Origin of the sequence: Salinicoccus sp. HZC-1, assembly GCF_046736035.1 — a bacterium.
Taxonomy (GTDB): Bacteria; Bacillota; Bacilli; order Staphylococcales; family Salinicoccaceae; genus Salinicoccus.
In genome coordinates, this window is the sequence record NZ_CP177130.1 from 687332 (window position 1) to 704287 (window position 16956).

The 16956-nt window shown below is 35.3% G+C and carries 12 protein-coding genes and 1 pseudogene; 8 read left to right on the forward strand and 5 right to left on the reverse strand.

All coding sequences use genetic code 11. From position 1 onward, the window contains the following. Positions 1-10: 10 nt before the first annotated feature. Entirely contained in the window at positions 11-1789 is a 1779-nt protein-coding gene (locus ACKRAT_RS03490) for a hypothetical protein (RefSeq protein ID WP_411843716.1), read from the forward strand. A gap of 238 nt (positions 1790-2027) precedes the next feature. On the opposite strand, the pseudogene ACKRAT_RS03495 reads toward ACKRAT_RS03490, so the two are convergent. The 3 genes and pseudogenes from ACKRAT_RS03495 to ACKRAT_RS03505 form a co-directional block, all read right to left on the reverse strand. Continuing rightward, a pseudogene (locus ACKRAT_RS03495) lies at positions 2028-2834 on the reverse strand (IS256 family transposase). 8 nt (positions 2835-2842) lie between these two features. Beyond that, entirely contained in the window at positions 2843-3202 is a 360-nt protein-coding gene (locus tag ACKRAT_RS03500; protein WP_411843717.1) for a transposase, read from the reverse strand. A 324-nt stretch (positions 3203-3526) separates the two neighbouring features. Then, the gene (locus ACKRAT_RS03505; RefSeq protein ID WP_411843718.1) at positions 3527-4507 is read right to left on the reverse strand and encodes a hypothetical protein; all 981 of its coding nucleotides are present in this window, start codon (positions 4505-4507) and stop codon (positions 3527-3529) included. 205 nt (positions 4508-4712) lie between these two features. On the opposite strand from ACKRAT_RS03505, the gene ACKRAT_RS03510 reads away from it, so the two are divergent. From ACKRAT_RS03510 to ACKRAT_RS03525, 4 genes are read left to right on the forward strand one after another with little or no spacing between them, the layout of a single operon-like run. Next, positions 4713-6938 (forward strand): hypothetical protein, encoded by a 2226-nt coding sequence (locus ACKRAT_RS03510; RefSeq protein WP_411843719.1) that lies wholly within the window; start codon positions 4713-4715, stop codon positions 6936-6938. Between the two features lie 55 nt (positions 6939-6993). After that, positions 6994-8589: a heparinase II/III family protein gene (locus ACKRAT_RS03515; RefSeq protein ID WP_411843720.1), complete on the forward strand. Its 1596-nt coding sequence runs from the start codon at positions 6994-6996 to the stop codon at positions 8587-8589. Positions 8590-8619: 30 nt separating this feature from the next. Continuing rightward, the gene (locus tag ACKRAT_RS03520; protein WP_411843721.1) at positions 8620-10278 is read left to right on the forward strand and encodes a heparinase II/III family protein; all 1659 of its coding nucleotides are present in this window, start codon (positions 8620-8622) and stop codon (positions 10276-10278) included. 49 nt (positions 10279-10327) lie between these two features. Further along, a complete protein-coding gene (locus tag ACKRAT_RS03525; RefSeq protein WP_411843722.1) occupies positions 10328-10765 on the forward strand; it encodes a hypothetical protein in 438 nt (145 codons plus the stop codon). Between the two features lie 108 nt (positions 10766-10873). Here the strand turns inward: ACKRAT_RS03525 and ACKRAT_RS03530 are convergent, their stop codons facing one another. Both ACKRAT_RS03530 and ACKRAT_RS03535 read right to left on the reverse strand, forming a co-directional pair. Beyond that, positions 10874-12043 carry a hypothetical protein gene (locus ACKRAT_RS03530; RefSeq protein WP_411843723.1) on the reverse strand — a complete coding sequence of 390 codons (1170 nt, stop codon included), beginning with the start codon at positions 12041-12043 and terminating at the stop codon, positions 10874-10876. Positions 12044-12154: 111 nt separating this feature from the next. After that, entirely contained in the window at positions 12155-13243 is a 1089-nt protein-coding gene (locus ACKRAT_RS03535; protein ID WP_411843724.1) for a glycosyltransferase family 4 protein, read from the reverse strand. 121 nt (positions 13244-13364) lie between these two features. Here ACKRAT_RS03535 and ACKRAT_RS03540 point away from each other — a divergent pair, with 121 nt between their 5' ends. The 3 genes from ACKRAT_RS03540 (at position 13365) to ACKRAT_RS03550 (ending at position 16922) form a co-directional block, all read left to right on the forward strand. After that, positions 13365-13745, forward strand: coding sequence for a hypothetical protein (locus tag ACKRAT_RS03540; RefSeq protein ID WP_411843725.1), 381 nt, complete (start codon positions 13365-13367; stop codon positions 13743-13745). 136 nt (positions 13746-13881) lie between these two features. After that, positions 13882-15318, forward strand: a complete 1437-nt coding sequence (locus ACKRAT_RS03545; RefSeq protein WP_411843726.1) for a sodium:solute symporter family protein — start codon at positions 13882-13884, stop codon at positions 15316-15318. Next, positions 15315-16922, forward strand: a complete 1608-nt coding sequence (locus ACKRAT_RS03550; RefSeq protein WP_411843727.1) for an amidohydrolase — start codon at positions 15315-15317, stop codon at positions 16920-16922. Before ACKRAT_RS03545 ends, ACKRAT_RS03550 begins: the two co-directional genes overlap by 4 nt. Positions 16923-16956: the final 34 nt, after the last annotated feature.

The window sequence follows — 16956 nt, forward strand, 5'->3', positions numbered from 1 at the left end:
GGTAAAAACTATGAGAACTTTTTTAGCTTTTAAATTAAATGATAATATTCATGAGAAACAACAGTTAAATAATATCACTAATTTAAAGGATTATTACGAAGAAACTTATCTTAACTATACACTATCGAGTGATTATCAATTTCATAAAAATTTAGGTGCATTTATACTGGATGATGAAGCTTCAATACTTGACTTTCCGTCCACTATAGAAAGAGAAACAATAAACATTTTAACATTTTTCCCACCACTTAATTATAAAGATTTCAGTGTAAATAAAGAAACAGCTATGTTATCGATTAGTCAGGCATTATTAAAGGATAAATTAATTTTAAATGATTTAACGGCGCCACTTTTGTTCAGTATTATAGATAAAGAAAATGATGAATTAAATATATATATGGATATACTCGGAATTACACGGCTTTATGTTTTAGAAAATGAAAAAGGCATCTTCTGGTCCAATCGTCCTTCAGCGTTGCATATATTTTCAGGACATAAAGCTAAGATGGATCTTAATAGTTGGAAATCTTATGCTGTCGCTGGTTGGTTTATGGATGAGGATAGTCCGTTCCAAAATGTATACAGAGTGCCTCTTTCAACTGTAATCAGTGTTAAGGCAGATAATAAAGGTAATCAAAAATATCAGATGGAATCAACGGGAGGTATCAAAAACTTAATTAATACAAGTATAAACCAAATAGAAAATCCAAAAGTTCTAGTTACAAGCATCCTTGAAAACTTAAATAACTATATTGATTTGTGGAATGCAGATATAAAAGTAGATATTTCTGGTGGGAAAGATTCACGGGTTAGTGCAGCAAGTGTTTTGAATTCTAAAGCAGTTAATTATAGTTTTAGAACAATTAACGATATTGATGAGGAACTAAATATATCTAGAGAGTTATTATCAAAAGTGCAAAATAACAGTAGAATCGAATTGTTGGATCCTGAATTATACATTAAAGAACAGCCGGACCTAATTGAAAGAGTTGACCGTTTACTATTTGAGTATGATGGTGATTTCTCTACTGTGATGATAAGTTCACCGATTATAGAAACAAATGATTTTAATACTCTGGACAGTATAAAAATTAATGGTTTTGGCGGAGAAGTTGGTAAAGGTGCCTACTACTCGAACGAAAGGTGGATTAAGAAGTTAGAATTAATGGGTGAGGATGCGGCATACTATAGATTGGCTACTCATTTTGTGAAAATAGGATGTGTACCGCTTGAGTCAATTAATATCATGAAGAAGAAATTAGAATCAATCTTAGAGGAAGGTCGAAAATTAAATATTAAAGGATTAAAGCTATTAGATTATTTTCATTTTATGGAACGTTTTAGAAGATGGACGCCATTAAGTGGACAGATACACTGTTACTCTCCATTCATTAACAATCGATTTATTGCGTCAGCATTGACAAATGAACCAACAGAAAATATGAAAGCAAATATGCATAATCAAATAATAACTGCTCTAGTTCCGGAATGGGAAGGTATAAAATTCTTTAAGGCTACCCCAGAACAAAGCAAAGAAAAAGACCATAAAAAACTTAGATTATGGCAAACAAAAGATAAAAAAGATATTGAAAAAATTTTAAGGAACCCTATATTATGGAATGATGTGTTCTTGGAAGAAGAAGTTTTAGATTTGTGGGAGAAAGCAATTAGAGAGGGGATACCTAATTTCAAAGAGACTTTATTTCATAGAGTCGCAATGAGAGCAAAATTCAATTCTCACTTAGAAAGAATAAATAAAGCAATTGACTCAAATTATTCTAAGTTATAAGACACAATAATCAAAGTGATGTTTCATTATATAGTATAAGTATTAATTTTCAAGCTATCGTTTTGTGCACGATAACAAGGAATATCGATTATTTGCACATTGATTTTGATAAAATAATTATAATATGAAATTTAAATCATACTACAGGGAGTTATAATATTACAATCATATTAAATCCTTTTGAGGGACGGTCAATAATTATGTGTAAATGGATGCACACCTTTTCTTGCAGTGTATATTACTCGCTGAACATTTCAGCTAATTCTGCACGGGCCTGGTCAAAACCAATATGGCACCGTGTCGCAAACCGTTGGTTGTATGCTTCAAATTGAGTGAACAGGAAAGGGTCCAGTGATTCTTCATTCGGAAACTGCTCTTTGTGCTTACTGTACCGTTTGATTCTCTTATTGAACGACTCAATCAGGTTCGTGGAGTAAATACTTCTTCTGATTGCTTCAGGGAAATCATAAAAGGTGAACAGATCCGGATTGGCTTTCAATGATTGTGTGACTTTAGCGTAGGATTTTTTCCATTTCTCTACAAACGTTTCCAATGTCTGCTCAGCTTCTGCTTTATCAGTGGCACGATACAGGTACTTGAGATCCGCACAGATTGCCTTCCAATCCGACACACGGACCCTGTGAGAGATGTTGCGCGCGACATGGATGAAACACGTCTGGTATTTCGCTTTCGGAAAACCGAGTGAATACTGTCCTTGATGCTTGTGAGGCCATCAGAAATAAAGAGCAGTACTTCTTCGAGCTTCCGCGCCTGGATGTCTTCGATCAATTCTTTCCACACATAGGCAGATTCCGTTGGCGCGACGGTGTAGGCCAGGACCTCCTTGGACCCATCCTCCCGGATGCCCACGGCGATATAGACCGCCTCTTTAGATACGATTTCCCGTTTGACGGGTAGGAACGTCGCATCCAGGTACACACACATATCGCTCGGATAATGAACGCTGTCGAAAGGCGTCCACTTCTTCTGTGACGGTTTGAGTCATGTTCGAAATGGTCTGAGGCGTATATTGATGCCCATACATCCGCTCGATCAGATGGGGATTTCAGACAGCGTCACCCCTTTTTGAAACATATGGATAACAAAGGATTTCAGTGTGTCATTGGACCACTTATAGGGCGCAACGGTCTGTTGTTTGAAGTTTCCATTCCGATCCCGGGGGATATCGATCTGAAGGTCTCCATATTCGGTATGTAAGGTTCGGGAATAGGCGCCGTTTCTTGAGTTTCCGGAATTGAAGCCCACACGATCATACTTTTCGTAGTCCAGGAACGCAGTCCGCTCGGTTTTAAGCAATGTATTCACCGCCCTTTCCAGGTGACTGCGGAAAATTTCTGTGACATCGTCTTTTTTTACTAGAGCTTGAATAATATCTGATGTAAAATGGTCCATAAGGGAAGACCTCTTTTCTTGGGATATGTTGTGGTGGCTTAATTCTACAAGAAAGGGACTCCCTTTTTCTATTTATTCATTTACACAAACTATTTTACGCTCTCAAGATATTTTTAGCGATGACAAATTTCTAATAGTTTGTATATGAACTTACATTTAGAATATTATTTTGATTACTTAATAAAGAATGTCTGTAAAGTTTTTCTTTTGATTCATATCACAAAGTCATCAAACTTTCCATGTGTTTATCATTAAACTCTTTTATATCCTATAGCCATTATATTGCACTAGTAATTTAATTTTAATATCGATATAATAATTATTTTAGTCATAGGAAAGAATACTTTTAAGTTGCTCTTTTAAAAATTGAGGATAATATTTTGCCAATTCTGCGTGAGTATTATAATCAGCTACATCTAATGATATATTTTCAATTCCTAACTTTCTAGCTTCCTCCATAAATGGTACAACGTGCTCATTAAAATGAGGTTCCCAGTATCCAACATGGATTTTTGTGTTTGTTTGTGTATTTTTGTTATTTTTCAATACTTCAAAAAACAAGTTATTACTTCGAGTTACTGTAGCATCAGAGATACTACCGAAGATAGATTTAAAGATTTCATTACCAATACTTTTTTCTTCATGTCCAGAGATTAAATATTTTCCAAGTAAAATCTGGGGACCTCCTGGAAGTATATATTTTGCGCCAAATTTATATCCATGATAAAGTGCTGCAAATCCACCTTTACTAGATCCTGCAAATATTGTATTTTCTTTTTTAATATTTAGTTCTTTTGAGACACATTCAATTAATTTTTGTGTTGCTATTGATATCGAGTCATCCCCATTGTTTCCAAGGTAGTATGAACTTTTTGTTGCTTTGTCTAATCCATAATCATCTTTAATATAAAGGCGATTAATTTTGAAATCAGATAATGTGCCGACATAATTATATGATGGATGTCTATTGATTGCTTGGAAAACCACGATTAATTTATCGCTATTTACTTCCTCGAATAGCAAATATTTCATTCCATCATCGTTTACTGTTTCAGGATATAAAATTTTATATTTTGTGACATCGATCCATCTTTCTTTGCCTGTTGTTTTATCGAGTCCCCTGATTTGGAATTTAAACCTATAATTCCAATAAGGGTGATATTTTGAAATATCCAATTCTGATGATTCTCCAGGTTCAATTACTTTTTTAACAACATATTTATTTTTTATCTTATCTTTAATTATAAGCCTTGATTGTTCTTTTATGGAATAGTCTTGTGAGGGATTGAAAACTAATTTAGTCACATTTTCACACCTTTAATCATTTTGAAATACAAATATAATTTAACCATGTTCAATTATATCGTTAAAGATATTAATTTCCTATCATTTTATATCTTCAACAGCCTGTAAAAATCAGTTAGCTATACATTAACAGCATGGTCTTATGAAATATTAGCTTTACTTATGGTAAACTAAAGATACTAAATTTTGTGAGGTATACTAATAAATGAAGGGTTTTCTTTATATTTATAATAAATCTTTGAAGCAGGATTATAATGCTAAAACTATTATTAATCGTATAAATGAGCTGAAAAATGTTAAACACACATTTTTTGAGAAATCTAATCCAAAAATGTCTTGTTTTTATTACACTAATGAAAAGCAGTTGAATAAAAAGCAAATCGATTCAAAACATGTATCTCTTGTTGGTCAGTATGTTGAGGACGAAGAGAGTATTATAAATGTTTTATCGAATTCATCAGAGAATAAAGCAAAAAATTATGTAAGTGAGTTACGTGGAGCATTTGCTATTGCAATCGCTGATTTTCAAAAAAATGATTTAATTTTTTATACACATATATATAGAATTGATAATATATTTTATCGTGAAACTGATCAACAAGTTGTTATTGGGACGGATCCTCTTATTGTCAGCGCATTATCAAATTTTAAAGATTTCACTCCTGAAGTAGAAATTGAAAATACAGTTTCATTTTTAATGAATGGTTACTTTGCTGACGAAAAAACTTTATTTAAAGATATTAAATTAGTACCGCCGAATTCAGCAATGAAAGTAGACGAAGGCGGTATATCAATTCTGATGATTGACAATACCTTAAATGAAATATTATCTGTTAAGCCTAACAAAAATATAAACGATGAATTGAAAAATGACTATATTGAATCATTTAAAGCAATTCCTTCTGGAACAAAGATGAAATTAGGTATAACAGGCGGGAAAGACAGCCGTTTAGCTTTACTCGGGTTATTAGAAGCAGGATATAGCGTGGACACAAATACAAGAGGATTCATGGATAATCCAGATGTGCAAATAGCAGCTGAAATAACAAACAAATTAAAATTAGAGCATAGTATAACAGAACCTAAAGTGAACGACGAAAAAGGGCTTAACATAGATATTGAGAAAAAAGTATTGAATGCTATGAAAGCTACTTCCGGACAAGTATATGGTTATGAAAATATACCTTATGCTACTACATATAAAGGAAATAAAGGAGTAACAGGTGTAGCTGCGCTTTCACTAAAAGGAGGGTATAGTAATCTAAATCAGGTTAAGCCGCTCAATGCTAAAAATGAAATAATAAAAAGATTCTCTCCTTTTCAAGATTTATTAAAAGAAGGAGTTTATGATGATTATCATGAATTTCTTCGTAGTTTAGTGACACATGATTTTCAAGAAGCACAATATAAACATGCTCTATTTTACAGAAATGGAAGATGGACAAGCGGAACAAGATTAGCAAAATCCTACACAAGTGATATATATTCTCCTTTTTATGATAATCTTTTCTCGAAAAATGTGATCAAAATTCAAAAAAAGTATCTTGATAGTGGCTTTGTTCAGTTTACACTTACTAATAAATTGAACAAAGATATAGCCAGGATGCCTTTAGCAGGCAGCAGATGGGGTTTTGAAAACAGTGAACCGACAAAACCGGAAAATTTCCATGGTTGGCTGAAGCGTGCTCCTCTATACGCCAATAAAAAGCTTGCGAATTTTAATTGGAGAAATGTCTCGTTGGAAGATAATCATCTAATCAGAGAGAAATTCAAAGACATACTACTTAGTGATCCCGATCATATTATTTATCAAATCGTTGATATTCAAAAAGTAATTGATTTGTTTAATGGCAAAATAACTAATAAATATGTAAAATTTTTATGGGCTTTATTGTCATTACACACATACATCAATTATTTGCAGGGGAAAAGAACAACTCCGAATTTCATTAATCTTACGATACCCAAATCGATGATTAATGAATTAAATAAAACGCCACAGCTAATTGATTTGACTCCAGAGATCATATCCATTAATGACAATCTGATATTAACTAGTCTCGGCAGAGAGCTTAATGTCATGAGTAGTGATAAAAAAGATAAGAATAGATATCTTGCAACCTTTACTAATAATCTGACCGAAGGGACTTCACATAAAAAAGCTATTATCGAGAACAGAGTCAAATTAATGTTCAATATGTATATTGATTCTAAAATAAAATTTGAAGTTAAATATTGTATTATATTCTTTAAAGATCAGGAAAAACTGGAAACAATCTGGTTTAAAAATATAATAGGAAATAGCAGTAAAAATCTAAAAGGTAATGTGAAAATACCTAAGTCAGCAAATAACTTTAAACTTTCTTTTAAAATGCCTCAAGATAAAAAGATCAATGCAGATATCAAATACTTATATTACTTAGTAGAATAATTTATTTGATAAACATTCAGCGAATCGGTATTGTAAAGTTTACAAGGAGTATTTAATGAAACTAGACCAGAACAAATTGAAAACACTAAAAAGACACACTAAAAGTTACTTTGATGGGGAACTCATTGTAAAAAGTGGTTTTAAACCTATTAAAATAAAAGACGGTATAAACTGGGATTACATCCATCCCAGTAACTCCAACACCTATCAGACTTATTTGCACTCACTTAACTTTATTAACGTTTTTGTAGAGTTAGGAATATATGAAAATAATGATAGATTATTGAAAGAAGCCCGGGATATAATTAAAAAATGGCACAAAAGTAATAACAATAATTTTTCTAATTTTGCCTGGGCAGAACATCCTGCAGCAAGCAGGATAATAAACATCATGAACTTTCAGGAGAATGCTAAAGAATACAAACTGAAAAATAGACTCTTCAATAAAATAATTGTTGATCATTGCGAGTTTTTGAATGATGAAAAGAATTATAAAATGAATAATCATGGTCTTATGATGGACAATGCTTTATTGAAAGCTTCAACTTATATTAAAGAAGAGAAGTTAAAGAAGATTTACGAAGAGAAAGCTCTATACAGAATTCGTTTAGCTCTATATCGAGACTTTTCAAGAAGAGGGGTTCATTTAGAAAATTCCCCTGAATACCATCGAATGGTCATAATCATCTATAGACAGATAATGGAAACACTTAAAGAAAAAAAGATCAATATTGATAGTAATTTTAAAAATCTATATAAAGCAGCCATAGACTTTAAATCATATTTGATAAAACCTAGCTATGAATACCCTATGCTCGGTGATACCGGACAGATTGAAGAAAAGAAAGTAACAAAAAGATTCATGGATTTTATCGATTACGATTCAGGTTTAGCCATTTTGCAAAATAGGGACAAAAATAATTTGAAAAACAGTACTTATTTAACTTTTAAATGTGGCTATCAAAGCAAAACTCATAAGCATTTAGATGATCTTTCTTTAACCTACTATGTTGATGGCTGGGATTTACTTATTGATCCTGGAAAATATTCATATGATGGTGATGACCCAATCAGAAAATATTTAATTTCACCAGAGGCCCATAGTACATTGGCTGTGAGAGATAAAACTTATAAATTGACCAACCCATTTAATGATGTTAAAAATCTCAAAATAACAAAGTTCTACTCAACAACAGATTATAAGATGATTTCTGGGATTAATAAATTATATGATGGTATGACGATTAATAGATCGATTATACTCACTAATGATCCAGTATTAATAGTAGTAGATAGAATAGTTTCTAATAACCGAGAACAAGTATATCAAAATTTCAATTTGAATCCCGAAGCAGATATTCTCAAAATATCTGAACTATTATATGAAGTGCACCTGGGAAATCGTATTTATAATGTCGAGACATTCGATATCAAAAACCGAGGAATCAATAGTAATATTGAGAAAGGATATGTGTCATATAAATTTTCAAATTACGAGGAAAATAGAAGAATTACATTTGAGCAAAACAATAGATCAACAACCTTTATAACAATTATTAACAGGAAAGACATCCATGTAAATGAAGTGAATTATCAAAATAAAAAGTTAGAATTTAAATGTAAAGATAAAAGCTATCTTTTGGATCTATAAAATAAACAATTAGGTGATTAAATGTTATCCATGTCTGACAAAAGACTGCAGCAACTGAATCAATATAATGGTTACACGAATAAAATTAAACATACGAGCAATTCGGAACTGGCTCTGAGAAACAAGTTTGTTTTTTTCGGGAAATTTGATCCCGTAAAATTTGAGTCGAAAATTGACTGGAATTATAAACACCATCATGCCAGAGCTACTTATCAAGTATATTTGCATTGTTTACATATGGTGAGATATTTAACAAACAGTTACCTCAAAACACAGGAATTAAAATATCTGGATAAAGCTAAAGAAACTATTCAAGAATGGCTGATAGCAAAAGAAAATCAATCTTTTGATACTAAAAATTCTGCCTGGAAAGATCATAGTGCTGCAAGCCGGATGAAAAATTTAGTATATTATCAAATAAATGTTCCAAATGAATATAAAATCAATGAAAATAAATTTGAAAAAATAGTCCAGAAACACTGTAAATTTTTAGCCATGAAAGAGCATTATTCTGAAAATAATCATGGCATGATGAGTGATGAAGCTCTTTTATATTTGAGTAATTTTATAAAAGATGAATCATCGGCAAAAATGTATCAGGAAAAAGCCATCTTACGAATGGAAAGAATCATTTATAAACTTTATTCAAGCAAGAGTTATAATTTAGAAAACTCACCTGAATATCATCGATTAACCCAAAATTTATCTAGTAGATTTATAAGACTGGTAGATTTAATGGAAATTAATTTTGATGTAAGTTGTAGGAAAATTATAGAGAAAAGCTTCTTGAATAATAAGAGAATAATCAAACCCGACTTAACTTATCCTTTAATAGGGGACACAGGGTTATATACTGCAAATTTTGAAAAAGACTATAATAATTTTATAGACTATCAGGCTGGACTGTCAATAATAAATACTGAACATGAAGAAACCCCTTCAGAATCCTCATGGTTCTCTTTTAAATCCGGATATCTATTGAGATCCCATAAACATCATGATGACTTATCAATCAATTACTTTTATGAAGGTGAGGATATCTTAATAGACTCAGGGAAATATACTTATGACAGAAGAAATCCTAAAAGAACGTTTATAAGTTCTCCGCAAGGGCATTCTACTGTTTACAAAATGAATATGAGCTATGGTTTAAATGATCCAGTTTATGATATAGAAAACATGAAAATTAACTTTGTCTATGAAAACACAGATTATGTTCATTTAGCAGGTATTAATCATTTATTTGAAGATGTTAAGATTTATCGTGATATAATATACTATGAACAACTGGGTTTCATAGCGATAGACAGATATGAATCTTCAAGTCAGCAATTTATGGGTCAGAATTTCAATTTGCACCCCGATGTTAAAGTTAATGAGTTGGATGAAAATACATTTTTATTAAATACACCAAAAGGAAATAAGTTACATTTAAAAGAACACACAAGTCGTACTTTAAATAAATATTTTTCTATTGAAGATGAAAATCGCGGTTTTTACTCAGAAAAATTTAATGTACTGCTTGACGCCCATCAAATTGAATTCAGAAAAAACAATGTCAGTTCTGCATTCGTAACCTCGTTGTTTGATATAAACAAGGTATCACTCGAAAATGTTGTGTTTGAGAACGAAAGTATTTCTTTCAACCTGAATGGGGAATCGATAAAAATCAATTTGCAAAAAATTTGAGTTGGTAACTATAGCATTAATATATATAAATGATAGATAGGAGAAAAAAATGAAGAAACTGCTTAATTTTTCATTACTTATTTTTGTTTTAGTTTTATCAGCTTGTAATAATGAGGCAGAGAGTTCGGAAGAGCAGAAAGCTCAGGAAACTGAGGATAATAAAACAAGTGAAGAATCGAAAAATGATAGTGCGGCTAACATGTTTAATTCCAGTGAGATTGAAGAAGGGTACTGGATAAATGAAAATGGGGTAAAATCAGAAAAAGAAAAAATGGTTATTTCTGCTCCGATGAAATACAATCCAGAATCAAAATACATCGCTAACAAGACTTTATACGTCAGCTATTACTCAGGTGAAAAATTCATTAAAACAATACTCCATGATGAAAAGACTCCCATTGAGCTGGAATTGGTTGAGGAAGCAGATAATATCAGAGTGAGCTTTGATGAGAAAAAATTAGAAGATTTTAAATTGACTGTTAAATAATTATGTATCAGATGAAAGAGCCAAAACCCGGTAATATAAAATAATAAAAATGAGTGATTACAACAGCCTTGGACGAAGAAAGGAGTAATCACTCATTTTTTGTTAAATCTAGATATCTATATAATCATTCATTTTAACTTGTCGTTTTGAAAAATCAATGAAGTGCCTTATATAATCATGGCTATCTTCAATTTCATATGGAAAGCCCGTCTCATATGAAAACTGGTATTGAGATATTAATGATTCGATAAGAACTTTTTCAGGTTCACATGGTTTGCCATAAGTGGGGTATTTGGCTAAAGTTATCACTGGAAAATGGTTTACTTCCAATACATGAGGTTTTGGATCGTCGAAGGACTTCAACATTATATCAAGGCCTCCAGAATACATACCTGGAAAAACGGCTAATGTATCTAATGCGAACTCTTTGATATTTTCGGATACATAATCTGTAATATTAAAAATTTCTCCGCCATTAATGATATTTGATATAGAACTCAATAATATTTTCTCACCATCGGCGGGAATATCGGTAATAGACCGGGAATTATTCAATAAAAATTCATTATGCTTATTATTGATTTTAATAAGGTGTTTTCTTAGGTATTTACATTTTTTTCGTTCGCGGTTCTTCATACCTATCAATTCTTTAATTGTATGATGTCCATCACCAGAAACATATGCTGGAACCCTTGCTACAATTGAAATAAGTCTACCTTGTAAAATTGTTGCCCGGGCTTCAAATCCTTCTAAATGTTCTTGAACAATGGCTTTAGCACTTTTATTGTTTTTTCGTTCTTCGAGGCTATAATTCCAATTTTCTTCAAATCTATCTCTTGATACATTGACATAGACGCCGCGGCTTAAACTGCCACTCAATGGTTTTATTACAGCTCTCCGGTCTGGGTTCTCTTTGAAAAACTCCTGTTTAGCCACCTCTAATTCACCGTATGTATAAATTTTTGAGCTAGTTGTGTTTATGCCGTATTTTTTTAGATGATTTTCAGTTTTGAACTTATCTTTCATGATCGAAATACCATAGTTATTATTATTTGGATAAATCGGATTTTCAATAGTACCGATTCTTTTGTTTTCTTTCGTTAATATGTGGATAGACTTAACAGCTGTTGTAAGATCAGTGACATCATAATTAATATTATTATGATTTAAAAAGTCAATATATGTCCCATTTATTCCTGCCTTTACATTAGAGATGTAAATATTTTTTTGATCTTCATTAAAATGACTGATTATATAGTTCAACTCTTTATTTCTCATCTTCTACTGGCCCTTTCGTGAAGTAATTAATTTTTCATAGATTGGAAATTACTATAATACTATAAATTATTGTACTATATAAAAGCAATCAATTGGAGGGCATAGTTATGATTAGATTTTCCGGCTTAGAATAATTATTTTATATAGTTCCAATAATTCTTGGTTTATCTTATCAGAATCAAAGAACTGATCAGCAATCGCATGGCCAAACCTTCCCAGATGCTTTAAGTTATCTTTATCATCTAGCAGATAATCCAAATCATTTCCAATACTGTCCAATTCATAATCTGCAAATTTCTTTCCGGCACCTCCGAAGTTACTGTGTACGCCTGACTGCCAATTCTCTTGTGTAATCAGGCCGATATATTTCTTACTTCCCACTGCAATGACCGGTTTGCCGCATGCCATTCCTTCTATGGCTGATCTGCCGGGGGCTATAATGATATCGCAGTCCAGATAAGCTTTTTTCAATCCTTCATCAACGAGCCATCCTTTGAATTGAATTGTATGATTGGTATTTTTAAGCATAGCATGACAGAGTTCCAGAAATTCGTCTTTGTGCGTGCCATCGCCGATCATGTGGATATTGATTTTCACATCTGTTTTACTTTTGGCGTGGTTCACTGCCAGCAATAATATGTCTATGATGAATTCTTTATCCTGATCGAGCCGTGTGACGAATCCTATATTTATTTCGTTGGATTTTTCCTGATAATATTTAGGCTGGTCGAATAGAGTACTGTCATATCCATTGGGCATTACATAATACTTTTCGTGATAATTGTCGATCTGATTCTGCAGGTGATTTTTAATTCCCTCTGATACTGTGACAAGGGCATCTAAATGATAGATATGTTTTTCCAAATCATCCATCCATATTCCATGATATGTTTCTATCAGAGGCACATCGTATTTTTCGGCGTATTTCAATGCAGGGTGTTTGGAAGGACCGGGATGGAAATGCACCAGATCGAATGCAACACCAACTTCTTCAATGCTTTGCAATGTTGCATCGGCATCAGAGAAATCAGTGGTAATCGTATGAATCCCTCTGGCTTCCATCCGTTCCTGCAGAGGTCCCGGTTTTAATACGACGAATACATTACACTCCTGCCTTTTCATATATAGAGCCGAAGCGTAGACGTTCTCATGGAGGCCGCCCATGGGCGCATGAAAATTAACGATATAAAGCAGATTCATCAATATCACCTCAATTGATAGGATAGTTTGTGTAAATTATACAGTTAATATAATTTAAATAAAACTAAATACCAGTATGGTATTATGATACATGACACTATCTAAATATCTGGAGGCAAACATGAACAACTTTTTCAAACTCTTTATGATAACTGTTTTATCCATCACAGTCCTCGCAGCATGCGGTTCAGGTGGGGGCGGCAACTCTGATAACCTCATCGATGTGGACAATGTCACTGAAGGCAGCTGGGTAGGCTATAATGGGGAGGATGTGGAAGACGAAGAGATGATGACATCTGAACTGATTCCCTATAATCCGGAGATTGACTACGAAATCAACCGCTCCAGCTATGTTTCCTACTTCAATGGTGATAAATTCATTGAGACGAAATTATATGGCGAAGAGCTGCCACTGACGATCGATTCGGTGGAAGAGGCGGATGGCATTAAAGTGAGCTTCAACCAGTACAATAAAGATGCGATCGAACTCGTAGAGAAGTAAGCTGTATATCCGCAAAGTCCATACCCGGGCTTTGTGGTTTTTTATTCAGTTGATGAATTTTCTGTATCTTCTGTTTATATTCCATTCAAACTATGGGTATAATAAACAACATACTTAACAGGAAAGGGACAATTCAATGTACTGGTATATTACATATTTCGTATTATATTTCGGCGCCATGATGGGTGTGGCTGCATATTATTATTTTAAAATAAAAACCTATGAAGATTACATGATCAGTTCATGGAGTACGGGTTTTTGGAAGATTACGGGGACGATCATCAGTACCAATGCTGGAGCGGCCGTATTCATCGGTTGGGTCGGATTAGGGTTTACAGTCGGTTTCTCGGGGTATTTCAAATTTGCACTCGTTGCCTATTTCTTCAGTCTATTGCTCATTATCTTATTCGCAAAACCATTAAGACGTCAGAAGCTCTTTACGCTCGCTGATCTGTTCACAGTAAGATTCGGCGGCCGGACGGGCATGGTACCGTCGCTGATTTCAGCAGTTGTGTATGCGGTGCCGACATTGGCACTCCAATTGATCGGTATGTCTACAGTGTTCAACATCACCCTGGGGTGGGGGCTGAACACCGGACTGATTGTCAGTACACTGTTGATTTTGGCATTTTCCATACTCGGCGGTTTGCCTGCAACAATCATTACAGATGCGGTCCAGGCGATTATCATCCTGTTCGGTCTTGTAGTCCTGACGGTAACCATCGTGATGCACGTCGGTGGTTTGGGAGCACTTTTCAACAACACGCCGGTTGAATATCTGAGTCCAATAAGTGCCGAAGGCGTGGGTGGTACACTGCTCTATGCACTTTCTGTCGGTCCGTTCTACCTGGTCTGGCAGTCTACATGGCAGCGGATTTTTGCTGCCAAGGATGAAAAGACGGCACTCTATGCCGGTATTACCGGACATCTGATTGTCGCGGCGATATCGTTCCTGCCATTCCTGATCGGTGTTTCGGCACGCCAGTTTATCGATCTCGACATGCAGCAGGATCTGGTCTTCGCATATGTAACGAATGAACTGCTTCCGGCGCCGATGGCGGGCATCATCTTCGTTGCGCTGCTGGCTGCACTGATGACCGGGGCGACCTCCTTCAATCTGCAGGGGGCAAGCAACCTGACGCGTGATCTGTATCAGGTCATGATCAACCCGAAAGCGACGAATGAACGGATGCTGTTTGTATCGAGAATATCCGTCATTATCATTACAGTGCTGGGTACCGGAGCAGCGGCCTTTATTACCAACATCAACGACGCCTACAGATGGGCGCTGATGGTCAATGGCGTCATACTCGTATTCCCGTTCCTTGCGATCATGTTCTGGCAGCGCGTGACGAAAAAGGGCGTGCTCACAAGTATGATTGCGTCCCTGGTATTCATATTGATCTATCCATTGCTCGGCCTGCCATTTGACCAGGCGCTCGCCGGGTATGTATTCTCACTCGTCGTACTGGTGGGCGTCAGCCTGCTTACGACACACGACCAGTCTGAAGTGGTCAAAACAGGCATCAAGCATAAACTGGTTGAAGATATTCAGGATGTGGAGGCTAAATGATGATTGAAAAAATGATAAATGCGAATGTTTTGGATGTGACTGACGGCAAAACGTATCTGGCAACCGTGGAAGTGGCTGATGGGATAATAAAGACCATTACGCCGCAGACAGAAAAAATGAATGATGAAAATGCATTAGACCTGAAAGGCCGCTATCTGTCTCCGGGATTCATCGATACGCACAGCCATCTGCTCATGTATTCCAGTTTCCGCAAGCAACTGAACTGTTCGGCGGATAGTGTGGGCAGCATTAAAGATATTGTTGAGAAATTCAAGCAGCAAAAGGATGATCTGCTCACAGACGGATGGCTTCAAGGATATGGCTACAGTGAATATGACCTGGAAGAACAGCGTCATCCGGACCGCTTCGATCTGGACAAGATATCCACTGAGATTCCCATATACATCAAGCACAGCTCGCTCCATATGGGTGCGGTGAATACGAAAGCCCTGGCACTGATGGGTGTGGGACTGGATGACCCGGATCCGAAAGGCGGCAAATACGGTCGGGATACCAATGGAAAGGTAAATGGCATTTTATTCGAATTTCCGGCACTGGATAAAGTGAAATCTGTCATCCCGGCAATCGATGCAGAAGTTCTTGCATCGGATATAGAGGCGGGGGTCAAAGAGTATCAGTCTCGCGGCATTACAAACACAACGGAGATGGGTGTAGGCATTCTGTCAGGCATCGATGACTATAAGGCTGTCATCAAATTTTTAGAACAGCCACAGAGCATCAGAACACGCTGGGCGATAGATTATCATCTATTATTGGATGATCCTGAATTTAAAGATGTGACTGCTGAAGCACTGAAGGAAAAAATTGAAACACTCGGCAAAGGATACAGTACACTTGAAGGTGCAAAATTCTTCAGTGACGGCTCCATCCAGCTGCATACCGCAGCAATCAGGGGAGACTATTATGATGGGACACCATCAGATGCGCTGCAGCTGGAACAGAAAGATCTGGAGAAACTCTATCAGCATTTCCAGAAGCTCGGCTATCCGTTGATTACGCATGCGAATGGAGACTATGCAGCACGTACAGTCATTGAAGCCTATAAAAATACGGCGGATACTAAAACAACAAGCATTAAAAATAGGGTTGAGCACCTCCAGACGGTGAATCAGGAAGACATCGAAGAAATGGTGAACAATGACATTGGCGGTTCATTCTTCACCAACCATATTTATCATTTCGGAGATATTCATAAAAAGTACTTCCTGGGGCCGGACAGAGTTCAAAACCTGGATCCGGTCCGATGGGCGGAAGATGCCGGTATGACCTTCACCATCCACTCAGACTGCCCAGTGACGGATATATCACCGCTCGATTCCATCAGAATCGCAGTAGAGCGGACGACAAGACAGGGGGAACTGCTTGGAGAACATCAAAAGTTAAGCAGGCTCGAAGCTTACAGGAAAATGACTTTGGATGCTGCCCGGTTGAACGGTACAGAAGATAAAGAAGGCAGTGTGGAGACAGGTAAATACGCGGACTTCGTCATTTTAAATGACAATCCATTTGATGAGGATGCCCAGTTATCAGATGATCTGGTAGAGACGACAATCGTCGGTGGAGAAGTAGTATTCAAGAAGTAAAAACAAGCGCCTGGTTACTCAAAAAAGTAACCAG

What these genes read in the sequence shown, in the direction of transcription:
- ACKRAT_RS03490 (WP_411843716.1), top strand. Translation starts at nt 11, where the DNA reads ATGAGAACTTTTTTAGCTTTTAAATTAAATGATAATATTCATGAGAAA.
- ACKRAT_RS03520 (WP_411843721.1), top strand. Translation starts at nt 8,620, where the DNA reads ATGTCTGACAAAAGACTGCAGCAACTGAATCAATATAATGGTTACACG.
- ACKRAT_RS03550 (WP_411843727.1), top strand. Translation starts at nt 15,315, where the DNA reads ATGATGATTGAAAAAATGATAAATGCGAATGTTTTGGATGTGACTGAC.
- ACKRAT_RS03545 (WP_411843726.1), top strand. Translation starts at nt 13,882, where the DNA reads ATGTACTGGTATATTACATATTTCGTATTATATTTCGGCGCCATGATG.
- ACKRAT_RS03540 (WP_411843725.1), top strand. Translation starts at nt 13,365, where the DNA reads ATGAACAACTTTTTCAAACTCTTTATGATAACTGTTTTATCCATCACA.
- ACKRAT_RS03535 (WP_411843724.1), bottom strand. Translation starts at nt 13,243, where the DNA reads ATGAATCTGCTTTATATCGTTAATTTTCATGCGCCCATGGGCGGCCTC.
- ACKRAT_RS03510 (WP_411843719.1), top strand. Translation starts at nt 4,713, where the DNA reads ATGAAGGGTTTTCTTTATATTTATAATAAATCTTTGAAGCAGGATTAT.
- ACKRAT_RS03525 (WP_411843722.1), top strand. Translation starts at nt 10,328, where the DNA reads ATGAAGAAACTGCTTAATTTTTCATTACTTATTTTTGTTTTAGTTTTA.
- ACKRAT_RS03500 (WP_411843717.1), bottom strand. Translation starts at nt 3,202, where the DNA reads ATGGACCATTTTACATCAGATATTATTCAAGCTCTAGTAAAAAAAGAC.
- ACKRAT_RS03530 (WP_411843723.1), bottom strand. Translation starts at nt 12,043, where the DNA reads ATGAGAAATAAAGAGTTGAACTATATAATCAGTCATTTTAATGAAGAT.
- ACKRAT_RS03515 (WP_411843720.1), top strand. Translation starts at nt 6,994, where the DNA reads ATGAAACTAGACCAGAACAAATTGAAAACACTAAAAAGACACACTAAA.